General features: G+C 66.1%; 20 protein-coding genes. 11 read left to right on the forward strand and 9 right to left on the reverse strand.

Going from position 1 to position 21,028, the window contains the following annotated elements; translation table 11 throughout:
• Window positions 1-97: 97 nt before the first annotated feature.
• The 5 genes from ccmE to ccmA all read right to left on the reverse strand — a co-directional run bounded on the left by ccmE (window position 98) and on the right by ccmA (window position 2,915).
• Window positions 98-568: a cytochrome c maturation protein CcmE gene (gene ccmE, locus EO141_RS15975; protein WP_024939982.1), complete on the reverse strand. Its 471-nt coding sequence runs from the start codon at window positions 566-568 to the stop codon at window positions 98-100.
• Window positions 565-735, reverse strand: a complete 171-nt coding sequence (locus EO141_RS15980; RefSeq protein ID WP_024939981.1) for a heme exporter protein CcmD — start codon at window positions 733-735, stop codon at window positions 565-567. The genes ccmE and EO141_RS15980 overlap by 4 nt, the downstream gene beginning before the upstream one ends.
• On the reverse strand, window positions 732-1,484 hold the full coding sequence (gene ccmC / locus EO141_RS15985) for a heme ABC transporter permease CcmC (protein WP_127169667.1): 753 nt from the start codon (window positions 1,482-1,484) through the stop codon (window positions 732-734). Before ccmC ends, EO141_RS15980 begins: the two co-directional genes overlap by 4 nt.
• 94 nt (window positions 1,485-1,578) lie before the next feature.
• A complete protein-coding gene (ccmB, locus tag EO141_RS15990; protein WP_006452115.1) occupies window positions 1,579-2,274 on the reverse strand; it encodes a heme exporter protein CcmB in 696 nt (231 codons plus the stop codon).
• Window positions 2,271-2,915, reverse strand: coding sequence for a heme ABC exporter ATP-binding protein CcmA (gene ccmA / locus EO141_RS15995; RefSeq protein ID WP_127169668.1), 645 nt, complete (start codon window positions 2,913-2,915; stop codon window positions 2,271-2,273). Before ccmA ends, ccmB begins: the two co-directional genes overlap by 4 nt.
• A 245-nt stretch (window positions 2,916-3,160) precedes the next feature.
• Here ccmA and EO141_RS16000 point away from each other — a divergent pair, with 245 nt between their 5' ends.
• Both EO141_RS16000 and EO141_RS16005 read left to right on the forward strand, forming a co-directional pair.
• Window positions 3,161-4,309, forward strand: a complete 1,149-nt coding sequence (locus tag EO141_RS16000) for a pyridoxal phosphate-dependent aminotransferase (RefSeq protein WP_127169669.1) — start codon at window positions 3,161-3,163, stop codon at window positions 4,307-4,309.
• Between the two features lie 153 nt (window positions 4,310-4,462).
• Complete coding sequence (locus EO141_RS16005) at window positions 4,463-5,263, forward strand: amidohydrolase (RefSeq protein WP_127169670.1); 801 nt, start codon at window positions 4,463-4,465, stop codon at window positions 5,261-5,263.
• Between the two features lie 86 nt (window positions 5,264-5,349).
• On the opposite strand, the gene EO141_RS16010 is transcribed toward EO141_RS16005, so the two are convergent.
• Window positions 5,350-6,120, reverse strand: a complete 771-nt coding sequence (locus EO141_RS16010; protein ID WP_104582511.1) for a glutaminyl-peptide cyclotransferase — start codon at window positions 6,118-6,120, stop codon at window positions 5,350-5,352.
• A gap of 163 nt (window positions 6,121-6,283) precedes the next feature.
• Between EO141_RS16010 and EO141_RS16015 the strand changes: the two genes are divergently transcribed.
• The gene (locus EO141_RS16015) at window positions 6,284-6,721 is read left to right on the forward strand and encodes a hypothetical protein (RefSeq protein WP_104648994.1); all 438 of its coding nucleotides are present in this window, start codon (window positions 6,284-6,286) and stop codon (window positions 6,719-6,721) included.
• 171 nt (window positions 6,722-6,892) lie between these two features.
• Here the strand turns inward: EO141_RS16015 and EO141_RS16020 are convergent, their stop codons facing one another.
• Genes EO141_RS16020 through EO141_RS16030 form a run of 3 tightly spaced genes read right to left on the reverse strand, consistent with a single transcriptional unit; the run spans window position 6,893 to window position 10,608 of the window.
• The gene (locus tag EO141_RS16020) at window positions 6,893-8,530 is read right to left on the reverse strand and encodes a pseudouridine synthase (RefSeq protein ID WP_127169671.1); all 1,638 of its coding nucleotides are present in this window, start codon (window positions 8,528-8,530) and stop codon (window positions 6,893-6,895) included.
• Window positions 8,523-9,725: an SMC-Scp complex subunit ScpB gene (scpB, locus tag EO141_RS16025; protein ID WP_241236678.1), complete on the reverse strand. Its 1,203-nt coding sequence runs from the start codon at window positions 9,723-9,725 to the stop codon at window positions 8,523-8,525. The genes EO141_RS16020 and scpB overlap by 8 nt, the downstream gene beginning before the upstream one ends.
• The gene (locus EO141_RS16030) at window positions 9,703-10,608 is read right to left on the reverse strand and encodes a ScpA family protein (protein WP_104582515.1); all 906 of its coding nucleotides are present in this window, start codon (window positions 10,606-10,608) and stop codon (window positions 9,703-9,705) included. Before EO141_RS16030 ends, scpB begins: the two co-directional genes overlap by 23 nt.
• A gap of 351 nt (window positions 10,609-10,959) precedes the next feature.
• Between EO141_RS16030 and EO141_RS16035 the strand changes: the two genes are divergently transcribed.
• The 8 genes from EO141_RS16035 (at window position 10,960) to EO141_RS16070 (ending at window position 21,019) form a co-directional block, all read left to right on the forward strand.
• Window positions 10,960-11,259, forward strand: a complete 300-nt coding sequence (locus EO141_RS16035) for a YciI family protein (RefSeq protein ID WP_127169673.1) — start codon at window positions 10,960-10,962, stop codon at window positions 11,257-11,259.
• Window positions 11,256-11,525 carry a BolA family protein gene (locus tag EO141_RS16040; RefSeq protein ID WP_104648990.1) on the forward strand — a complete coding sequence of 90 codons (270 nt, stop codon included), beginning with the start codon at window positions 11,256-11,258 and terminating at the stop codon, window positions 11,523-11,525. The genes EO141_RS16035 and EO141_RS16040 overlap by 4 nt, the downstream gene beginning before the upstream one ends.
• 558 nt (window positions 11,526-12,083) lie before the next feature.
• Entirely contained in the window at window positions 12,084-13,106 is a 1,023-nt protein-coding gene (locus EO141_RS16045; protein WP_104648989.1) for a LacI family DNA-binding transcriptional regulator, read from the forward strand.
• Between the two features lie 119 nt (window positions 13,107-13,225).
• The gene (locus EO141_RS16050) at window positions 13,226-16,204 is read left to right on the forward strand and encodes a TonB-dependent receptor (RefSeq protein WP_104582519.1); all 2,979 of its coding nucleotides are present in this window, start codon (window positions 13,226-13,228) and stop codon (window positions 16,202-16,204) included.
• A gap of 101 nt (window positions 16,205-16,305) precedes the next feature.
• Window positions 16,306-17,943 (forward strand): glucoamylase family protein, encoded by a 1,638-nt coding sequence (locus EO141_RS16055; protein WP_104582520.1) that lies wholly within the window; start codon window positions 16,306-16,308, stop codon window positions 17,941-17,943.
• 3 nt (window positions 17,944-17,946) lie between these two features.
• Complete coding sequence (locus EO141_RS16060; protein ID WP_127169674.1) at window positions 17,947-19,305, forward strand: sugar ABC transporter substrate-binding protein; 1,359 nt, start codon at window positions 17,947-17,949, stop codon at window positions 19,303-19,305.
• Window positions 19,302-20,186, forward strand: coding sequence for a sugar ABC transporter permease (locus tag EO141_RS16065; protein ID WP_104567381.1), 885 nt, complete (start codon window positions 19,302-19,304; stop codon window positions 20,184-20,186). The genes EO141_RS16060 and EO141_RS16065 overlap by 4 nt, the downstream gene beginning before the upstream one ends.
• The gene (locus EO141_RS16070; RefSeq protein WP_115046520.1) at window positions 20,183-21,019 is read left to right on the forward strand and encodes a carbohydrate ABC transporter permease; all 837 of its coding nucleotides are present in this window, start codon (window positions 20,183-20,185) and stop codon (window positions 21,017-21,019) included. The genes EO141_RS16065 and EO141_RS16070 overlap by 4 nt, the downstream gene beginning before the upstream one ends.
• Window positions 21,020-21,028 lie beyond the last annotated feature (9 nt).

Here is a 21,028-nt window from a genome sequence, read left to right on the forward strand (position 1 = left end):
TCTGCACGCGCCTGCCCGCGCACAGCGGCGGCGTCGGCCGCGCAAGCACCTTGCACGCCAACACCGTGCAGCAACGCGAACGTCGTGATGCCTGACGTCACCGCAGCGCTCCGGCCTGGTCCGCGGCCGCCGGCACATCGTGCTTGCGGTGCGCGCTGCCCATCTTGTCGGCGACTTCCTTCGGCATGTAGGTCTCGTCGTGCTTGGCCAGCACATCTTCGGCAACGAAGACGCCGTTCTGCATGCGCCCGGTCGCCACCACCGCCTGTCCCTCGCGAAACAGGTCCGGCAGGATACGGTCGTAGCGCACCGGCAACTGTGCATCGCCATCGGTGACGCGGAACTGCGCTTCCAGCGAACCGGACGCACGTTGAAACGAGCCTTTCTCCACCATGCCGCCGAGCCGGAAGCGCGCATGCTCGCCGGCGTCGCCGCGCAGCACTTCCGACGGTGTGTACAGGTAGGCCACGTTGCGCTGCAGTGCCATCGCCACCAGCGCGGTCGCCAGGCCACCGGCCAGCACCAGCGCGATCACCAGCCAGATCCGGCGGCGCCGTTGCAGGTTCACCGGATCAGCTCCGCATCGCTGGGCACCGCGCGCTTGCGCTCGCGCAAACGCCGCGCCTGCGCGATCTTCAACGCGCGGCGCAGCTGCCAGCGGCCGGCAATCAGGTCCCACAGCAGCACCAGCACGAATACCGCGTAGGCGGCGATGACGTAGGGCAGGTAGCTCATGCCGCGCCCTCCGGCGCATCGTGCACGATCCAGGCCTTGCCAGCCTCGCGGCGCAGGTTGTCGGCGCGCGCACGCGTCAGCAGCGAACCGGCGAACCAGAACTTGGTGCCGATCACCATCAGCCACAGCGGCAGCAGCATGCTGGCATCGATGCTGGAGGGGCCGAGCAGGCGGATGCTCTGGCCCTGATGCAGCGAGTTCCACCACACCACCGAATAGCGGATCACCGGCAGCAGCGCCACGCCGACGATCGCCAGCAAGGCGGCCGCGCGCGCGGCCTGACGGCGATCGTCGATGGCCTGGTACAGACCGATCACGCCCAGATACAGGAACAGCAGGATCAGCTCGGTGGTCAGGCGCGGGTCCCAATCCCACCAGGCGCCCCACATCGGCTTGCCCCAGATGCTGCCGGTCAGCAGGGTGATCACGGTGAACGCCGCGCCGATCGGCGCGCAGGCCATGGCAAGGATTTCGCAGATCTTGATGCGCCAGATCAGCGCGATCGCCGCGTACACCGCCATCAGCCCGAACACGAACAGGCTCATCCACGCGCTTGGCACATGGATATACAGAATGCGAAAGCTGTCGCCCTGCTGGTAGTCGGCCGGCACCGCAAACAAGGCCTGCCAGATGCCCGCGCCCAGCAACACCGCGGCCAGCGCGTGGCACCACGGCGCCCAGCGCGCAGTGAAACGGTCGAAGGTCGGGGGCGAGGCGAGTTGATGGAACCAGCGGACGACGACGTTCATGCGATGGCAACGGCCTTTGGAATGGCATTGGCTCTCGAAACAGCAACAACGCAGTGAGTGGAGCGTCTTATCGACAGCGCATCGACCGCACGGCTCAACTCAACGAAATCCGGATCGCGGCAGCCGCAGCCAGCGGTGCCAGCACCACGCCGATCACCAGCCCGGCGCCCAGCAACAACAACGCACCCACCGCATCCTGGCCCTGGCCGCTGGCCGCCACGCTGCCGGCACCGAACACCAGCACCGGTACGTACAACGGCAACGCCAGCAACGCCACGAGAATACCAGAGCGTTTCATCGTCACCGTCAGCGCCGCGACCACGGCGCCGAGCAGACTCAGAAGCGGTGTACCCAGCGCCAACGATGCCAGCAGCACCGGTAGTTGGTCATGTGGCAGGTGCAGCAATTCGCCCAGCAGCGGGGTCACCGCGATCAACGGCAGCGCGCTGGTGGCCCAGTGCAGCAGCACGCGCACCGCGATCAGCCACGCCAATGGCACCGGTGCCAGCAGCCATTGCTCCATCGAGCCGTCTTCCACATCGCTGCGGAACAGCGCATCCAGCGACAGCAGGCCGGCCAGCAGCACCGACAGCCACAGCACCGCCGGCGCGGCCTGCGCCAGCAGGTCGGGGCGCCCGCCCAGGCCCAGCGCGAACAACACCACGATCAGCAGGGCGAACAACGCCGGCTGCAAGGCATCGCTGCGACGGCGCCACAGCAGCTGCAGGTCGCGGCTGAGCAATGCACGCGCGGCCTGCCACAGCGACGGTTGTGGCGAATGCAGGCTCATGCCGCCGTCTCCAGCTTGAGCATGCGCGTGCGCACCGGCGGCGCCGCGTAGGCACCGTGGGTGGTGACCAGCGCCGCGCCGCCACCGCGCAGGTGCGCGGAGATCATCCGGTTGACCAGGGTGATGCCGTCCAGGTCCAGGTTGGCATAGGGCTCGTCCAGCAGCCACAGCGGGGCCGGCGACAACCACAGCCGCGCCAGCGCCAGGCGTTTGCGCTGGCCGGCCGACAGCTGCCGCACCAATGCGTCTTCGTAGCCGGCCAGGCCGACGATGGCCAGCGCGCTGCCAGGCATCTGCTTGGCGCGTCGGCCATGCAGGCCGCACAGGAAGTGCAGGTTCTCCAGCGTGCTGAGATCGGCCTTCAGGCCCGGCAAATGGCCCAGATAGGCCATGAAGCGGCTGCGATCGCCGCGCCGCGCAGTCTTGCCGTCGATCTGGATCTGCCCCCGCTCCACATGCAGCAGCCCGGCCAGCACCCGCAGCAGCGTGGTCTTGCCGGCGCCGTTGTCGCCCTGCACCAGCAGCGCTTCGCCGGCATCGACATGGAAATCCAGCGGGCCGAACACCGGCTCCTCGTTGCGGCTGAAAGCCAGCGCGCGCGCCGCCAGCAGCGGTGGCGCAGTGTGCAGCGGTTCGATCATCGGCGCAGCGGGCTCCCGTCGCAGGACGGCATGGGGTGGGCGAGCGGGTGTCTTGCCATCGCGGGGAAGCAGCTGGCACGACACGCTGTGAGGCAGGGCGCGCATTGTAGCGACGATGGCCCGCTGCCGGGGGCGCATCGGGCGGCGTGATGTGTCCGGGAACGCTGTTTTGCACCGCCCGGGCGCACCCGCCTGGCGGCTTTGCGTACACTCGCGGTCCCCCGTTTGCTGCCTGGACAGGCCCGATGCCCCTCACGACCAAGCTGCCCAAGGTGGGCACCACCATCTTCACCGTCATGTCGCAGCTGGCGGCCGAACACGGCGCGGTGAATCTGGGCCAGGGTTTTCCCGATTTCGCGGTGCCGTCGCGGCTGGTCGAAGAACTGACCAGGGCCATGGCGGCCGGCCACAACCAGTACCCGCCGATGACCGGCGTGGCGGTCCTGCGCCAGGCCATTGCCGGCAAGGCGCAGCGCTGCTATGGCGCGCAGGTCGATGCCGACAGCGAGATCACCGTCACCAGCGGTGCCACCGAGGCGATCTTCAACGCCATCCACGCGGTGGTGCGTGCCGGCGAGGAGGTCATCGTGCTGGACCCGGCCTACGACTGCTACGAGCCGGCGATCGACCTGGCCGGCGCGCGCGCGGTGCACGTGGCGCTGGACCCGCAGACCTTCGCCGTCGACTGGCCGGCGCTACGCGCGGCGATCACGCCGAAGACGCGCCTGCTGATGATCAACTCGCCGCACAATCCCTCCGGCGCGATGCTGTCTGCCGACGACATGCAGATCCTGACCGAGCTGCTGCGCGGCAGCGACATCTTCCTGCTCTCGGACGAGGTGTACGAACACATCGTGTTCGATGGCCGCCGCCACGAATCGGTGCTGCGCTGGCCGGAATTGCGCGAGCGTGCGTTCGTGATTTCCAGCTTCGGCAAGACCTATCACTGCACCGGCTGGAAGATCGGCTACGCCATCGCGCCGCCGGCACTGAGCGCCGAGTTCCGCAAGGTGCACCAGTACAACACCTTCACCAGCTTCGGGCCGGCCCAGCATGCATTTGCCGCGATGATCCGCGACGAACCCGAACACGACGAGCAACTCGGCGCGTTCTACCAGGCCAAGCGCGACCGTTTCCGCGAGCAGTTGCTGACCACGCGCCTGCAGCCGTTGCCGGTGCCCGGCGGCTATTTCCAGCTGGTGGACTATTCGGCGGTCAGCGACCTGCCTGACACCGAGTTCGTGAAGTGGCTGACGGTGGAGAAGGGCGTGGCCGCCATTCCGCTGTCGCCGTTCTACCAGACGGCGCCGCAAGGACAACGGCTGGCCCGGCTATGCTTTGCCAAGAACGATGCAACGCTGGATGCGGCGATCGCGCGGTTGCAGCAGCTCTGACGAGCTGGGATTCGGGAATCGGGAGTGGGGATTCGTAACGGCGGTTGGTCGTTTGTTGACGAGTTCGCAGACTGCCGATGACAGGAAGCCACCCGAGACCCGCCGTTCGAATCCCCAATCCCCACTCCCGAATCCCGAATCCCGAGCATCAGCATGCACGACCTCCGCATCTCGCTTGTCCAAGGCGACACCCGCTGGCATGACCCGGCCGGCAATCGCGACTATTACGGTGCGTTGCTGGAGCCCTTGGCCGGGCAGACCGATCTGGTGATCCTGCCGGAGACCTTCACCAGCGGGTTCTCCAACGATGCCATCGACAAGGCCGAGGACATGGACGGGCCGACTGTTGCCTGGCTGCGTGCGCAGGCTGCGCGGCTGGGGGCGGCGGTCACCGGCAGCGTGCAGCTGCACACCGGGCAGGGCGTGTTCAACCGGCTGCTGTGGGCCGCGCCGGACGGGGCGCTGCAGTCCTACGACAAGCGCCATCTGTTCCGCTTCGGCAACGAGCACCTGCGCTACGCGGCCGGGCGCGATCGCCTGACGGTGGAGTGGAAGGGCTGGCGGATCAATCCGCAGGTCTGCTACGACCTGCGCTTTCCGGTGTTCTGCCGCAATCGCTTCGATGTCGAGCGCCCGGGCCAGCTGGATTTCGATCTGCAGCTGTTCGTTGCCAACTGGCCGTCCGCACGTGCGTATGCCTGGAAGACGCTGCTGCGCGCACGTGCGATCGAGAACCTGTGTTTCGTGGCGGCGGTCAACCGCGTCGGCGTCGATGGCAATCAGCTGCACTACGCCGGCGACAGCGCGGTGATCGATTTCCTCGGCCAGCCGCAGGTGGAAATCCGCGAGCAGCCGCAAGTGGTCACCACCACCCTCAGCGCTGCCGCCCTGGCCGAACATCGCGCACGCTTCCCGGCGATGCTGGATGCCGATGAATTTGTGATTAGGGATTAGGGATTGGGGATTGGTGCAAGCAGGCAAGGCACAGCTATCCGTTTGCCCGCTGTTGCGAATCCCCAATCCCAAATCCCCAATCCCGTCTACTCACCCAGCTTGATCTCGTAGATCTTCGGCCACCGCTTGCCGGTGACGAACAGGCGATCGTGCTCGGCATCGTAGGCGATGCCGTTGAGCACATCGTTGCCGGGGTCGGTCAGGGTGTCGGCGTCCGGTACCAGCGCCTGCAAGTCGATCCAGGCGATCACCTTGCCGCTGGCCGGGTCGATGCGCGCGATGCGGGTGGTCAACCAGACGTTCGCCAACAGCTCGCCTTTCACCCATTCCAGCTCGTTGAGATTGTCCAGCGCCTTGCCGCCGGCAGTGACCTTGATGCTGCCGACCTGCTGCAGCGTCTGCGGATCCAGCCGCCGAATGCGGGCAGTGCCATCGCTCATGTACAGGCCGCTGTCGTCGCGGGTCAGCGCCCACCCCTCGCCGGAATAGCTGAACTGCGTGCGCGGCGTCAGCGTGGCCAGGTCGTAAACAAACCCGCGCTGGTTGCGCCAGGTCAGCTGGATCAGGCGGTCGTGCCAGGCCACGATGCCTTCGCCAAAAAAAGGCAACGGTGTCGTGACCTGCTGCAGGACGCGGCCGGTCTCCAGTTCAACCTTGCGCACGCTGGACCGGCCCAACTCACCGGTGCTCTCGTACAGGAACCCGTCGAGATAGAACAGGCCTTCGGTAAAGGCGGCGGTGTCGTGCGGATAAGTGCGCACGACGGTATAGCCCTGGGTCGGGACGGCGTCGCTGCAATGGGCGAGCGGAGGCAGCAGCAGGGCGGCGAGGAGCAGGCTGTAGGCAGTTCGTGGCATGTGGCGATCATCCCACGCCGCGGTTGCAGACCGTCATGGCGCAGGCAGCAAGCGGCGAATAATCATTCGCTGAACGGTCGCCTGCGCGGTGCCGGCATGTTGTCGCGGCTGCCACATCGGCACTGCTAGGCTCGGCGCCACGTTCACCAACCGGAATGCCCGCATGATCAAGTCACTTTCCCTTTTCGCGCTGCTGGGCGCCGCCACGCTGGCACCGCAGGCGCAGGCCGCCGGCAACATCGACTGCCAGCTGTCGTTCAACCTGTCGGGCTGGTCGGTGTTCTACAAGACCGCCAGCGGCACCGGCACCATCACCTGCGACAACGGCGCGGTGATCCCGGTCAAGATCTCCAGCAAGGGCGGTGGCCTGACCGTCGGCAAGTCTAAGATCGTCGGTGGCCGCGGCAGCTTCTCCGGCGCCTACAGCCTCAATGATCTGTTCGGCACCTATGCAGCGGCCGAAGCGCATGCCGGCATCGTCAAGTCCAGCACCGCACAGGTGGTCACCAAGGGCGACATTTCGCTGGCACTGGCCGGAACCGGCGAGGGCGTGGATCTGGGTGTCAATGTCGGCAACTTCGTGATCGAGCGCCGCAAGTAATTCGCCGGTCGAGCGCGCGGTGCCCCGCCGCTCGCGCGGCCCGCGGTGACTTCATCGAGCGGGGCAGATCACACCGACCCATCCGCGCTTTGACCTGGACGTCAGGCGTGCCCTGAGCAGCAACGAAAAACGGCCCTTCGCAGGGCCGTTTTTCATGTGCGTCTTGCCAGCTTAGCGTCCGCGATTACCGCCGCCTGGCGGGCGACGATTGCCACCACCCGGCGGACGACCACCCGGGCCGCCGGGGCCACGCGACGCGCCGCCGGGACCACCGGGACCGCGATTGCCGCCCGGACCACGGTTGCCACCGGGGCCGCCTGCACGTGCGCCGCTCGGGCGGCCGGCTGCCGGACGTGCCGCGCCATACGGGCTGAAGCCCGGGTTGGCGTGGTCGGACGGAAAGCTCGGCGCATTGCCCGGATGACCATAGGGATGCTTGCGCTGACCCTGGCCCTGCGACTGGCCCTGTCCGCCACCGGCGCCGCCACGCCCCTGGCCAGCTGCGCCGGGACGTGCATTGCCCGGGCCGCCGCCTGGACGCGCACCACCCGGACCCTTCTTCGCATACGGGCGCGCCTGGCCGGTGCCGGGGCCACTGGGGCCGGCATTGCGGTGACCGCTGGGGCCGGTACTCACGCCATCGGGCACGTACCAGCTGCGGAACGCGGCCGGGTTGCCGTCCGGCAGGGCACGGTCGCCCTTGCCGGGAGCGCGCTGCTTGAACGGGCGCTGCTGCGACTGCTTGGCCGCCGCTTCGCCGCTGACGGTGAGGCCGCCGCGGAAACCGCCCGGCTTGCCGCGGCCACGGCCGCCACGATCCTCGCGCAGATTGTCGAAGCGACGCAGCTCGCGGCCTTCGTCGGCGCCGGAGGTCTGGCCGTTGACATAGGCATTGCTGCGGCCATCGCGCGAGACGTGCACGGTGGACTTGGCGGCGCGGCGCTGGCCGATCACCGGCTGCAGCGTCAATGCCGACGGCGCGCCGTCTTCCAGCTTGAGTTCGGCGCGCAGGGCATCGACCTTGTCCTGCGCCACTTCGATCGACTGCCCACGCAGCAGCTCGCGCGGCAGCGAGATCTTGCCGTAGCGGCTGCGCTTGAGGCGACTGACCTGGCAGCCCTGCGACTCCCACAGCCGGCGCACTTCGCGGTTGCGGCCTTCCTTGACCACCACGCGGAACCAGTCGTGCGAGTCGGTGCCGCCGATGCGTTCGATCTCGTCGAACTTGGCGCCGCCGTCTTCCAGCAGCACGCCGCGCGATAGGCGCTCGATGATCGCGTCGGAGACCTTGTCCTCGCCTTCCGGCGCACGCACGCGCACTACGTATTCGCGCTCGACCTCGTAGGAGGGATGCATCATCGCGTTGGCCAGCTCACCGTCGGTGGTCAGCAGCAGCAGGCCGGTGGTGTTGATGTCCAGGCGGCCGATCGCGATCCAGCGCGAACCCTTCAATACCGGCAGCGACTCGAACACGGTCGGCCGGCCTTCGGGATCTTCGCGCGTGGTCACTTCGCCTTCGGGCTTGTTGTAGATCAGCACGCGGGCCGGTTCGGTCAGCGCGCTGGCCACGAAACTGCGGCCATCGAGCTCGATCTTGTCGCCGCTGCGCACCGACATGCCGGTCTGCGCGACGGCGCCATTGACCTTGATCAGGCCATCGGCAATGCGCTGTTCCAGTGCGCGGCGCGACCCCAGGCCGGCCTGGGCCAGCACCTTGTGCAGGCGCTCTTCCAGCTTGGGCGCTTCGGGCGCGCTGTCGCGCTTGAGGGAAAGCTTGTTCAACGACAGCTTGCGGGGGGTGTCACTCATGTGTCTGGCTCCGGCCGACGCGTTGCGGGTCGGCCTCTGGGTCGGAATCGGCTTCGTCAACAGCCACGGTCGTCGTCGCGACGGCGTTGTCTTCGTCTTCGTTCACTGCTTCCGCGCGCGTTCCCGGCGCGGTGTCGGGGTCGCCCTCACGGGCGTCATCTGGGTCCAACGGGTTCGTGTCCTGCGCCGAGGCATGCCCGGCGTGTTGCGCTGTCTGGTCACTCGCCTCATCGGCGCTGGCGCGGTCATCGACCGCGTCGGCGTGGTATTCGTTTTCTTCGTCGACGGCAGTTGCGGTGCCGGCCGTCTGATCCTCGACATCGCCATCGACGTGCATTGCATCATCGGTGTCGCCGGTTGCGTCGGCCGTGCTGTCCGCTGCCGGCAGACCATCTGCATCGCGGTATTCCGGCGCAGCGTCGCTCGGACCGGCATCGGCGTCAGCGCCACCCTCCGACTCCACGCCAGCCGCAGCGGTGGTCGCCGCACCAGCGCCGTCAGCACCTGCCATCTGCGCATCGGCGTCCGCAGCCGGACCTGCTTCGGCAAGCTCGGCATCCATTGCTGCCGACGCCGGGACCGCGCCATCCAGTTGCCCGTCGCGGTCCAGCGGCAGCTGCGGTTCCAGCTCGGCGATGTCCTTCAACTCAGACAATGGCGGCAGCTCGTCCAATCGCTTGAGCCCGAAGTAATCCAGGAAGCCCTTGGTGGTACCGAACAGGGCCGGCTTGCCGGGCACGTCGCGGTGGCCCACCACGCGGATCCACTCGCGTTCTTCCAGCGCCTGGATGATGTTGCTGCTGACCGCCACGCCGCGCACCTGTTCGATCTCGCCGCGGGTGATCGGCTGGCGGTAGGCGATCAGTGCCAGGGTTTCCAGCGTGGCGCGGGTGTACTTGGTGCGGCGCTCGGTCCACAGCCGGGCAACCCAGCCATGCACCTCGGCCTTGACCTGGAAGCGGAAGCCCGAGGCCACCTCGACCAGTTCCACGCCGCGCTCGGCGCAGCCCTCGCGCAGCAGTTCCAGCGCGCGCTCGACGCTGCCGGGCGGCGCCGGCTCTTCTTCGGGAAACAGTCCCTGCAGCTGCGCCAGCGTCAGCGGCTGGCTGCTCGCCAGCAGGGCGGCTTCGATAATGCGGGTGATCAACGCTTGATCCATTCGATGATCGGCTTCAGATAGGTTCGTTGGCGGCATCGCTGTCATCGAATTCGCTGGAGAATTGCAACGGCGCATTGGTGTTGCCCAAGGCCAGCGACTTCACGTAGATCGGCGCCAGCGGCGCTTCCTGCACGATGTCCAGCAATTGCTCCTTGGCCAGTTCGAGCAGCGCCAGGAAGGTGACCAGCACGCCGAGCTTGCCTTCCTCGGCCGTGAACAGCGATTCGAAGCGGTAGAACCTGCCATCGTCCAGACGGCTCAGCACATCGCCCATGCGCTGGCGCACACTCAGCGCCTCCCGCTTGATCGCATGGCCGGTGAACAGTTCGGCGCGCTTGAGCACGTCGTACAGCGCCATCAGCATTTCTTTCAGTTCCACCGGCGGCGGCAGCTTGACCGCGGCGCGCTCGGGCAGATGCGCCTGCACCGGCGCACTGTCGCGGCCCATGCGCGGCAGGGTGTCCAGATCCTCGGCGGCCTGCTTGAAGCGTTCGTATTCCTGCAGGCGGCGTACCAGCTCGGCGCGCGGATCGTTTTCCTCGCCTTCCTGGCTGGGCGGGCGGGGCAACAGCATGCGCGACTTGATCTCGGCCAGGATCGCGGCCATCACCAGATATTCGGCCGCCAGTTCGAAGCGCAGCTCCTGCATCACGTTGATGTAGGCCACGTACTGCCGGGTGATCTCGGCGACGGGGATGTCCAGGATGTCCAGGTTCTGGCGGCGGATCAGATACAGCAGCAGGTCCAGCGGACCTTCGAAGGCATCCAGGATGACTTCCAGCGCGTCCGGCGGAATATACAGATCCTGCGGGATCTGCAGCACCGGTTGCCCATGCACCACCGCCAGCGGCATTTCCTGCTGCTGTGGCGGCGCGCTCGTGGCTGGCGGATTCGCGTCGTGCGCGAGTTCGGAATTCATCAGGTCGACATCGGGTCTTACGGTCGCCGGCCGCGGTCTGGGCCGCGCCTGCAGGGCTTTGCCTTGAGTTATTGCAATCAATGTCGTGCCCGTGCCGGCACGATCCTACAAATCCACATACAACGTGCGCCGCGTGGCATGCGGCGACGGGACAGCGAGGAGGTCGTCTACGCGGGTCGGCGGTGGGCAGCGAATCGGTCGTCGAGTGAGGCGTGGGGCCTGGGCCGACGGGCCGCTGCGTCCGATTGCGTGTGCAGTGGTGTCAAGGGTAATGCGTGCGCAGGGCCGGTGTCCAGCGCCGAGGCGGCTAGAATCCCACGGCTGATCTTCAGGTTCTTGGCGAGGTGGTCGATGTGGTACGTAATCGAAGGGTATGACCGGGACGATGCACTGGCGGCCCGGCAGCAGGCGCGACCGGCGCACCTGGCCCGTTTGCAGGCGCTGGCGGCGGCAGGTCGCTTGCTGGTGGCGGGCCCGTGCCCGGCGATCGATGCCGAGGATCCGGGCCCGGCCGGTTTCAGCGGCAGCGTGGTCATCGCCGAATTCGACACGCTGGACGACGCGCGCGCCTGGGCCGATGCCGATCCGTATGTGGAGGCGGGCGTGTATGTGCGCACCGAGGTCCGCCCGTTCCGCCGGGTGCTGCCATGAGCCGGGTCGAGCGGATCCGCGCCGCGCTGCAGTCGGCCCTGGCGCCGACCGAGCTGGAGGTGGTGGACGACAGCCATCGCCATGCCGGGCATGCCGGTGCGCGCGACGGGCGGGGGCATTTCAATGTGCGCGTGGTCAGCGCCGCCTTTGCCGGCAAGCCACCGTTGGCACGTCACCGCGCGGTCTATGCCGCGGTCGGCGAGATGATGCAGACCGATATCCACGCGCTGTCGATCGAGGCCTTCGCACCAGGCGAGGCGAGGTAACCAGGCCGATCAAGCCGCCGCCGTAGGAGCGCACCCGGGCGCGACGCAGGTTACCGGTAAGGACGGTCGCGCCCGGGTGCGCTCCTACGGGCGGGCATTGCCGGGGTGGACATCCGACAATCGGGCGCAATGGCTGAAGGCTGGCTTTCTTGCAGGGGCGCGCCCGAGCGAAACCGCGTCACTGGCAATCCGATTGGCGCTCGCACTCGCAATATCGATACGCCAGGCGAGGCCGATGACTGAATCCGCCAACTGCGTAGTAGGAGCGCACCCGGGCGCGACGGAGGTTACCGGTAAGGCCGGTCGCGCCCGGGTGCGCTCCTACGGGGTCCATGCGCAGCGGGCCGAACCACCCCAACCGTGATCGCCGTCGGTCTTCATCCGTGGACATATGGGCAGTATTTGTTGCGTCGCAACACAGTGCTTCACGTATTCATCACTTGCAGATGCTTGATCTGTAAGCGTTTTCACGGGCGTGAAGACAGGGGTTTACGCCCTTGTATGAAAACGCTTACAGTCCGCGCCAGTTTTGGGACTCGGTCGCGGAGGGCGACACGAATGGCCAAGGGTGCGGTCACCATCAAAGATGTCGCTCGGGAAGCACAGGTCTCCGTTGCAACGGTGTCGCGTGCGCTCAATGGGCACGACAACGTCGCCGGGCCGGTGCGCCAGCTGGTGCAGGACGTGGCCGCACGCTTGCGCTACAGCCCGCATGCGGCGGCGCGCAGCCTGAGCAGCCGACGCACCCAGACCCTGGGCGTGGTACTGCCCGATCTGTACGGCGAATTCTTTTCCGAGCTGATCCGCGGGATCGACGGCGCGGCGCGTGCTGCCGGCCAGCATCTGCTGGTGTCCAGTTACCACGGCGACCCCGAAGCGCAGGGCAGGGCGTTGCAGTCCATGCGCGGGCGGGTGGATGGTCTGCTGGTGCTGTCGCCGTATGCCGAGCAGCCCGGGTTCCTCACCGACAACCTGCCGCAGGCGCTGCCCACGGTGCTGATCAACGCGCACGTCCCGGGCGACGCCTATCCGGTGCTGAGCATCGACGACCATGCCGGCGCGATGGCGATGACCGAACACCTGCTCTCGGCCGGACATCGGCGCATCGCCTTCATCGGCGGGCCGGCGCTCAACTTCGATGCGCGCGAACGCCTGCGCGGCTTCCGCGATGCGATTGCCGCACACGGCGACACCGCGCAAGGCATCGAATTTCCTGGCGACTTCGACGAGGCCTCCGGCCACCGTGCCGGGCAGGCGATGCTGGCCGACGGCGCGCTGCCCGACGCGGTATTCGCCGCCAACGACATGACCGCGCTGGGCTGCCTGTACGCCTTTGCCCAGGCCGATGTCTCGGTACCCGGCGACGTGGCACTGGCCGGCTTCGACGATATTCCGCTGGCCCGTTTCGTCCATCCGGCGCTGACCACGATGCGGGTCAGCATCGCGCGCCTGGGCGAACAGGCGATGAGCCGGCTGATGCGGCTGGTGGACCAGCCCGGCCACGATGACGGCATCCGCCAACTGCTCACGCCCGAGTTGGTGGTCCGCGCCTCCTGCGGCGCCGGCGAGCCCGGCCTCTGACGTTTCCAGCCCCTGACCCTTTCGCGGACGTCCTGTCCGCTCCCGCTGCCCCCCGCAGCGGTCGTTCCTGCAAGCCGCAACGCCACAACAACATTCTGTACCGATCCCTGGAGGGACCAATGCGCCACCACTACCCCCATTCCGCCAGTCCGGCGCGCAAGCTGCTCAGCTGCGCCCTGGCCAGTTGCCTGCTGCTGGGCGCCGCCCCGGCCTTCGCGCAGAGTGCTGCCGCGACGATCCGCGGCCAGGTCACCGTCGACTCGGCACCTGCCAGCCAGGCCCAGGTCACCGCGACCAATCTCGCCACCGGCCTGACCCGCACCGTACAGGTCAGCAACGGCGGCTACTCGCTCGGTGGCCTGCCGCCGGGTTCATACCGCCTGGACGTCACCGCCAACGGCCAGACCACCTCGCAGAACGTCACCGTGCAGGTCGGCCAGACCGCGACCCTGAACCTGGGCGTCGGCGGCGAACCGGCCACGGCCGAAGGTGGTAACGCCACCACGCTGGACGCGGTGCAGGTCAAGGCGCCGCCGGTACTGGTGGAAACCCGTACCTCCGAGAACGCCACCTATATCTCCAACGTGCAGATCCAGAACCTGCCGCGTGCCACGCGCAACTTCCTGGAACTGGCCGACACCGTGCCGAACGTGCAGTTCACCCGCGATGCCAACGGCACCACCAAGGTCCGTTCGGGCGCCACCTCGGCCGAAGGCACCAACGTCTATATCGACGGCGTCAGCCAGAAGAACTACGTGCTCACCGGCGGCGTCAGCGGCCAGGACTCCAGCCGCGGCAATCCGTTCCCGCAGTCGGCGATCGGCGAATACAAGGTCATCACCTCCAACTACAAGGCCGAGTTCGACCAGGTCAGCGGCGCGGCCATCGTCGCCTCGTCCAAGTCCGGTACCAACGATTTCCACGGCAGCTTCTTCTGGGACACCAGCAACGACAGCTGGCGTGAAGAGAGCCCGCTGGAAAAGCGCGCCGGCGTGCGTGACGACTTCGAGGAGACCCAGTACGGCGCGACCTTCAGCGGCCCGATCCTCAAGGACAAGGCACATTTCTTCGTCGCCTATGAAGCCAAGGAATACACCACCCCGAACGTGGTGATCCCCGGCTCGATCTATTCGGACCGCGTCGATCAGCTGCCTGCGCAGTTGCAGCCGCTGGTCGCCACCTACAGCACGCCGTTCAAGGAAGACCTGTACTTCGCCAAGATCGACTGGACCATCGGCGACAACAGCCTGTTCGAGCTGAGCGGCAAGTACCGCAAGGAAGACGAGCTCAACGACGTCGGCGGCACCTCGACCCTTGAGCACGGCAGCATCAACGGCCAGGAAGAAAAGCGCGCCAACCTGCGTTGGCAGTACAGCGGCGCCAACTTCCTCAACGAGGCCAACCTCAGCTACGAGAGCGCGTTCTGGAACCAGGCGCCGATCAACAACGGCAACGGCTACATCCTCAGCTACACGCCCAACCGCGGCAACGAGACCGATGTGCTTGCCGCAGGCGCCGGCAGCAGCTTCCAGCGCAAGGGGCAGAAGGGCTGGACCTTCCAGGACGACCTGACCTTGAACAGCCTGGAATGGCACGGCGCGCACACCGTCAAGATGGGCGTGAAGTTCAAGAGCATCGATCTGGATTCCACCCAGTTCAACCCGGCCAACCCGCAGTACTACTACAACATCCTCAGCGATGTGGAAACGCCGTACCGGGTGCGCTTCGGTGCGCCGCTGGTCGAAGGTGGCGGCTCGGTGGTGTCCGAGAACAAGCAGTACGGCATCTATCTGCAGGACGACTGGGAGGTCAACGAGCACTGGACCCTGAACCTGGGCGTGCGCTACGACTACGAAGAAACCCCGGCATTCCTGGACTTCGTCACCCCGTCCGACGTCGCCGGTGCCTTGCAGAACTGGACCAACCTGCGCAACGCCAACTACGACATCAACAACTTCATCAGCACCGGCAACAACCGCAAGGCGTTCAAGAATGCCTGGCAGCCGCGCCTGGGTGCCTCCTATGACCTGTTCGGCGATCAGGCCCACGTGATCTACGGCGGTGCCGGCCGCGCCTACGACCGCAACATCTTCGACTACCTGGCGCTCGAGCAGCTCAACAACTCGTTCAATTCCTACAGCTACTACTTCACCAGCGCCAACAACCAGGCCTGCCTGGGCGACCCATGCACGGCATGGAATCCGGCCTACGGCACGCAGGAAGGGCTGAACACCCTGACCGGCAGCAGCACCGGCGGCGGTGGGCGCGAGGTCTACCTGATCGACAACAACATCAAGACCCCGTACTCGGACCAGTTCAGCATCGGCATGCGCAACATGGTGCCGCTGTGGGGCCAGGACTGGTTCACCGACGTGACCCTGAGCCGTATCGAAAGCCATGACGGCTTCGCGTTCGTGCGCGGCAACCGCCTGCCGGACGGTTCCTTCTTCCAGCCAGGCACCACCTCCGGCTCGCCGACCGACGGCCCGGACGGCTACAGCGCCATCGTGCTCGGGACCAACGGCGTGGAAACCCGCAACAACCAGCTCGCCCTGCAGGTCGAAAAGCCGTTCGACGAGGAATCGGGCTGGGGCCTGACCGTGGCCTACACCTATTCCGATGCCAAGGAGAACCGCCAGTTCGGCGAGCACTACGCACTGGATCGCGAACGCATCGAGGACTATGGCTGGCGCGAGGCCGGCGGCATTCCGAAGAACCGCCTGGTGGTCACCGGCATCTACGAGCTGCCCTACGAGGTCAAACTGTCCGGCAAGCTGTCGCTGGCCAGCCAGACCGCGCGTTACGGGCAGAATTGCCTGGCCGGCAACGACCAGTGCTACATCGTCCAGTTCAAGCCGGACGGCACGCTGGGCTACAAGGAGTTCAGCATCGCCGCCAATAAAGAATGGGATACCGGCGGCGGTGTCAAATTCAACGTGCGTGCGGATATCCTCAACGTGTTCAATTGGGTGAACTACGCCAACTTTAACGGCGAGACCGGGACACTCGGAGACTTGAACACGGCTTACGGCACCCCGACCGGTGTGCTGGCGTCGCCGATGCGTACCTTCCGTCTGGCCTTCGGCCTGAACTGGTGAGGTACCCGACCGCCCCGGCAGCTGCCGGGGCGGTCGAACTCGGCGCTTGGATAGGGTAGGTTGGCGTGCGAGATGTAATCGATTACACGAGTGGGGGGCGGATGAACAGGGGCAGGACTTCGTATTGGTTGACGATTCCACTATTGCTGGGCGCGCTGGTGCTGGCGTCCTGCAAACAGGCAGAGGAGCCCAAGGTGGCCGAAAAGAAGGCACCGGTGAAAGTCATCCTGGTGGAAGCACAGCTGCCACCCAAGCCGGTCAAACCGGCGCTTCCGCCGCTGTTCTCGGACATCGAGCGTCGCACCTTCCAGTTTTTCTGGGACACCACCAACGAACTCAATGGGTTGTCGCCGGACCGCTTTCCGTCGCGCCCGTTCGCCAGCATCGCCTCGGTGGGGTTCGCGCTGACCGCGTATCCGATCGGGATCGAGAATGGCTGGGTCAGTCGCAATCAGGCGATCGACCGTACCTTGACCACACTGAAATTCTTCCGTGATGCGCCGATGGGGCCGCAGCGGACCGGTAGGGCCGGGTACAAGGGCTTCTACTACCACTTTCTGGACATGCAGCAGGGCAACCGCTACGACAGCTGGGTCGAGCTGTCGAGCGTGGATACCGCGCTGCTGATGATGGGCGTGCTGTTCACCCAGTCGTACTACGACGGCGACGACCCGCGCGAAAAAGAGATCCGCCAGATCGCCGATACGCTGTACAAGCGCGTGGACTGGCGCTGGCTGCAGCAACGCGCACCGCTGATCTCGATGGGCTGGTTCCCCGAGAGCGGCTTCATCGACCACGACTGGATGGGCTACAACGAGGCGATGATGCTGTACATCCTCGCGCTCGGCTCGCCGACCCACGGCGTGGATGTGGATGCGTGGACCAGCTGGACCCGCACCTACAACAACGACTGGGGCGTCTACCAGGGCCAGGAATACCTGTCCTTCGGCCCGCTGTTCGGTCACCAATACAGCCATGTCTGGATCGATTTCCGCGATATACAGGACCAGTACATGCGCGAACGCGGCATCGACTATTTCCTCAACAGCCGCCGCGCCACCCTGGCCCAGCGCGACTACGCCATCGACAACCCGATGAAGTGGAAGGACTACGGCGAGAACGTCTGGGGTCTGACCGCCGGCGACGGCCCGCAGAACACCAGCCAGGAATACCGTGGCGAGCAGCGCCAGTTCCGCCATTACTCCTCGCGTGGCGCCGGCCTGCGCGAGAATTTCGACGACGGCACCATCGTGCCGTCGGCGGCGATTTCCTCGATCGTGTTCGCCCCGGAAGTGGTGATCCCGGCCACCGAGGAGATGCACAAGCGCTATGGCGACTTCCTGTACTCGAGCTACGGCTTTCTGGATTCGTTCAATCCCAGCTTCAACTACGACATCCCGCTCAAGACCGGGCGCATGGTGCCGGACCGCGGCTGGGTGGCCAGCGATTACATCGCCATCGACCAGGGCCCGATCCTGGCGATGATCGCCAATTACCAGAACGAATTCGTCTGGACCGTGATGAAGAAGAACCCCTACATCCGGGCCGGTCTGGAACGCGCCGGCTTCACCGGCGGCTGGCTCACCCCCGAAGGCGAGCCGCAGCCGGCGCCGCAGAAGGACGAGCAGAAGGCCGCCGCGCGTTCGCTGGGCATGGCCGAGTCGCGTGCCGCCGCTGCCCAGGCCCAGCAAGACCCCTCGCAACGCCAAAACTCCACGCAACGCCCCAAACCCGAGTAATCCGTGCGCCTTTTGAAACTGTTGATACTGTCCGCCACACTCTGTCTGGGTGTGGCCGGATGCGAACGCTCCGATCCAGGCAAGACCACCGTGCGCTTCTGGGCCATGGGCAAGGAGGCCGAAGTGGTCGCCGAGCTGGTGACCGACTTCGAGAAGCAGAACCCGGGTATCCACGTGGATGTGCAGAACATCCCGATGACGGCGGCGCACGAAAAGCTGCTGACCGCCTTTGCCGCAGACGGCTTGCCGGACGTGTGCCAGCTCGGCAACACCTGGCTGCCGGAGTTCGCCCTGCTGGACACGCTGGAACCGATGCAGCCGTACGTGGCGCGTTCCAGGATCGTCGACCCGCAGGATTATTTCCCCGGCGTGTGGGACACCAACCTGGTCGACGGCACCTTGTATGGCGTGCCGTGGTATGTAGACACCCGGCTGCTGTTCTATCGCAAGGACCTGCTGCGCGAGGCCGGCTACAGCCAGATGCCCAAGACCTGGGTCGAGATGGAACAGGTGATGGCGGCGATCAAGCGCAAGGTCGGCCCGGACCGCTACGCCATCCTGATGCCGCTCAACGAGTTCGAGCAGCAGCTGTCGTTCGCACTGCAGCAGGACGACCGCCTGCTGCGTGACCACGACAACTACGGCAACTTCCGCGGCGAAGGCTTCCGCAAGGCGCTGGGCTTCTACGACACCATGTACCAGAAGGGCTGGGCGCCGAAGGTCTCCGAGACCCAGGTCTCCAATGTCTGGTACGAGTTCTTCAACGGCTATTACGCGTTCTACCTGTCTGGCCCGTGGAACGTGCGCGAGTTCAAGCTGCGCCAGCCGCCGGGCATGGAAGGCAAGTGGGGCACTGCGCCGCTGCCGGGGCCCAATGGCCTGGGCGCGGGCATCGCCGGCGGTTCCAGCCTGGTGATCTTCAAGTCGTCGCAGCACAAGGACGCCAGCTGGAAGCTGATCGAATACCTGTCGCAGCCGCAGGTGCAGGCGCGCTTCCACGCCATCATCGGCGACCTGCCGCCGCGTCGCAGCACCTGGAAGTTGCCCTCGCTGGCCAACGACGAACTGGCGCATGCCTTCGGCGACCAGCTGGAGCGGGTCAAGGCCACGCCCAAGGTGCTGGAGTGGGAGCGCATCGTGCAGGAAATGCGCCTGGTGACCGAGCGCGTGGTGCGTGGCGGTCAGTCACACGAGGCCGCCGTGCAGGAGCTGGATAAACGCGTGGACGAGATCTTGGCCAAGCGCCGCTGGATTTTCGAACAGGAGGGCGGGCATGTCGGTCCGGCCGGTGAATCCGCAATGCCTGCGGCGACACCCGCCGCAGCGCCAGCGCCGGCAGCAGGCAAGGGAGCGGCACGATGATGAAGCGTAATTCCGTTGCCGGCTGGGTGTTCGCCGCCCCGTCGATCCTGGTGCTGGGCATGTTCTTCGGCGTGCCGGTGTTCGCCGCGCTGGTGCTCAGCGTCACCGACTTCGACCTGTATGCATTGGCCGACAGCAGCCACCTGCGCTTCGTCGGCCTGGGCAACTACATCGACCTGCTGCAGACGCCGCTGTTCTGGAAGTCGTTGTGGAACACCACGTACTTCGTGCTGCTCGGCGTGCCGATGTCGATCGGCGTGTCGCTGGGCGCCGCGTTGCTGCTCAACGCCAAGGCCTCGCGCTTCAAGGCCCTGTTCCGCACCGCCTTGTTCGCTCCGGTGGTGACCACGCTGGTGGCGGTGGCGGTGATCTGGCGCTATCTGTTCCACATCAAGTACGGCCTGGTGAACTTCGGCCTGAGCCATCTGGGCATCGCCCCGATCGACTGGCTGGGCGATCCGCGCTGGGCGATGCCGACCATCATGCTGTTCGCGGTGTGGAAGAACTTCGGCTACAACATGGTGATCTTCCTGGCCGGCCTGCAGGCGATCCCGCAGGACCTGTACGAGGCCGCGCGCATCGATGGCGCCTCGCGCTGGAAGCAGTTCCTGCATATCACCCTGCCGATGCTCGGCCCGGTGCTGATGGTGGTCGGGGTGATCACCATTTCCGGCTATTTCCAGCTGTTCGCCGAACCCTATGTGATGACCCGCGGCGACCCATTGCAGAGCACCGTGAGCGTGCTGTACTTCATGTTCGAGGAAGGCTTCAAGTGGTGGAACCTCGGCCGCGCGTCGGCGGTGGCGTTCCTGCTGTTCCTGATCATTCTGGCGGTGACCACCGTGATGCTGCGCTTTGGCCGCAAGAGGGATTTGATATGAGTCGTGATGTCGGCCAATCGCGCTGGAATGCCGTGCTGATCAACGGTGGCCTGCTGGTGCTGGCGCTGGTCAGCCTGGCGCCGCTGCTGTGGATGCTGTCGGTGTCGTTCATGCCCACCGGCGAGGCCAGCCGCTTCCCGCCGCCGATGCTGCCCTCGGCGTTCACCACTGCCAACTACCACGAGCTGTTCGCGCGCACCGGCATGGCGCGCAACTTCGCCAACAGCCTGATGGTGTCCGGGCTGATCACGCTCGGCTCGCTGCTGATCAACACCATGGCCGGCTATGCGTTCGCCAAGCTGCAATTCGTCGGCCGCGAGCGCATCTTCAAGATCCTGATGGCCGCGCTGGTGATCCCTGCGCAGGTGGCGATGCTGCCGTTGTTCCTGTTGATGAAGCAGCTGCATCTGGTCAACAACATCGGCGGGGTGGTAGTGCCGGCATTGGCGACGGTGTTCGGCATCTTCCTGGTGCGCCAGTACGCGCGCAGCATTCCCGACGAGCTGATCGAAGCCGCCCGCATCGATGGCGCCAGCGAGATGCGGATCTTCTTCCAGATCGTGCTGCCGATGCTCAAGCCGGTGCTGGTCACCTTGACCATCTTCACCTTCATGGGCTCGTGGAACGACTTCATGTGGCCGCTGATCGTGCTGACCGACCAGGAGCAGTACACCTTGCCAGTGGCATTGGCGGCGCTGTCGCGCGAGCACATCATGGACGTGGAGCTGATGATGGCCGGCGCGGTGGTGACGGTGATTCCGGTGCTGCTATTGTTCGTGGCGCTGCAGCGTTACTACATCCAAGGTCTTCTGCTGGGGAGTGTGAAGGGGTGAAACCAGTGT

It is taken from the genome of Xanthomonas sp. BRIP62415 (assembly GCF_003993515.1).
In the GTDB taxonomy this organism is placed as follows: Bacteria; Pseudomonadota; Gammaproteobacteria; order Xanthomonadales; family Xanthomonadaceae; genus Xanthomonas; species Xanthomonas euroxanthea.

What these genes read in the sequence shown, in the direction of transcription:
- EO141_RS15980 (WP_024939981.1), bottom strand. Translation starts at nt 735, where the DNA reads ATGAGCTACCTGCCCTACGTCATCGCCGCCTACGCGGTATTCGTGCTG.
- ccmC (WP_127169667.1), bottom strand. Translation starts at nt 1,484, where the DNA reads ATGAACGTCGTCGTCCGCTGGTTCCATCAACTCGCCTCGCCCCCGACC.
- ccmB (WP_006452115.1), bottom strand. Translation starts at nt 2,274, where the DNA reads ATGAGCCTGCATTCGCCACAACCGTCGCTGTGGCAGGCCGCGCGTGCA.
- ccmA (WP_127169668.1), bottom strand. Translation starts at nt 2,915, where the DNA reads ATGATCGAACCGCTGCACACTGCGCCACCGCTGCTGGCGGCGCGCGCG.
- EO141_RS16000 (WP_127169669.1), top strand. Translation starts at nt 3,161, where the DNA reads ATGCCCCTCACGACCAAGCTGCCCAAGGTGGGCACCACCATCTTCACC.
- EO141_RS16005 (WP_127169670.1), top strand. Translation starts at nt 4,463, where the DNA reads ATGCACGACCTCCGCATCTCGCTTGTCCAAGGCGACACCCGCTGGCAT.
- EO141_RS16010 (WP_104582511.1), bottom strand. Translation starts at nt 6,120, where the DNA reads ATGCCACGAACTGCCTACAGCCTGCTCCTCGCCGCCCTGCTGCTGCCT.
- EO141_RS16015 (WP_104648994.1), top strand. Translation starts at nt 6,284, where the DNA reads ATGATCAAGTCACTTTCCCTTTTCGCGCTGCTGGGCGCCGCCACGCTG.
- EO141_RS16020 (WP_127169671.1), bottom strand. Translation starts at nt 8,530, where the DNA reads ATGAGTGACACCCCCCGCAAGCTGTCGTTGAACAAGCTTTCCCTCAAG.
- scpB (WP_241236678.1), bottom strand. Translation starts at nt 9,725, where the DNA reads ATGCCGCCAACGAACCTATCTGAAGCCGATCATCGAATGGATCAAGCG.
- EO141_RS16030 (WP_104582515.1), bottom strand. Translation starts at nt 10,608, where the DNA reads ATGAATTCCGAACTCGCGCACGACGCGAATCCGCCAGCCACGAGCGCG.
- EO141_RS16035 (WP_127169673.1), top strand. Translation starts at nt 10,960, where the DNA reads ATGTGGTACGTAATCGAAGGGTATGACCGGGACGATGCACTGGCGGCC.
- EO141_RS16040 (WP_104648990.1), top strand. Translation starts at nt 11,256, where the DNA reads ATGAGCCGGGTCGAGCGGATCCGCGCCGCGCTGCAGTCGGCCCTGGCG.
- EO141_RS16045 (WP_104648989.1), top strand. Translation starts at nt 12,084, where the DNA reads ATGGCCAAGGGTGCGGTCACCATCAAAGATGTCGCTCGGGAAGCACAG.
- EO141_RS16050 (WP_104582519.1), top strand. Translation starts at nt 13,226, where the DNA reads ATGCGCCACCACTACCCCCATTCCGCCAGTCCGGCGCGCAAGCTGCTC.
- EO141_RS16055 (WP_104582520.1), top strand. Translation starts at nt 16,306, where the DNA reads ATGAACAGGGGCAGGACTTCGTATTGGTTGACGATTCCACTATTGCTG.
- EO141_RS16065 (WP_104567381.1), top strand. Translation starts at nt 19,302, where the DNA reads ATGATGAAGCGTAATTCCGTTGCCGGCTGGGTGTTCGCCGCCCCGTCG.
- EO141_RS16070 (WP_115046520.1), top strand. Translation starts at nt 20,183, where the DNA reads ATGAGTCGTGATGTCGGCCAATCGCGCTGGAATGCCGTGCTGATCAAC.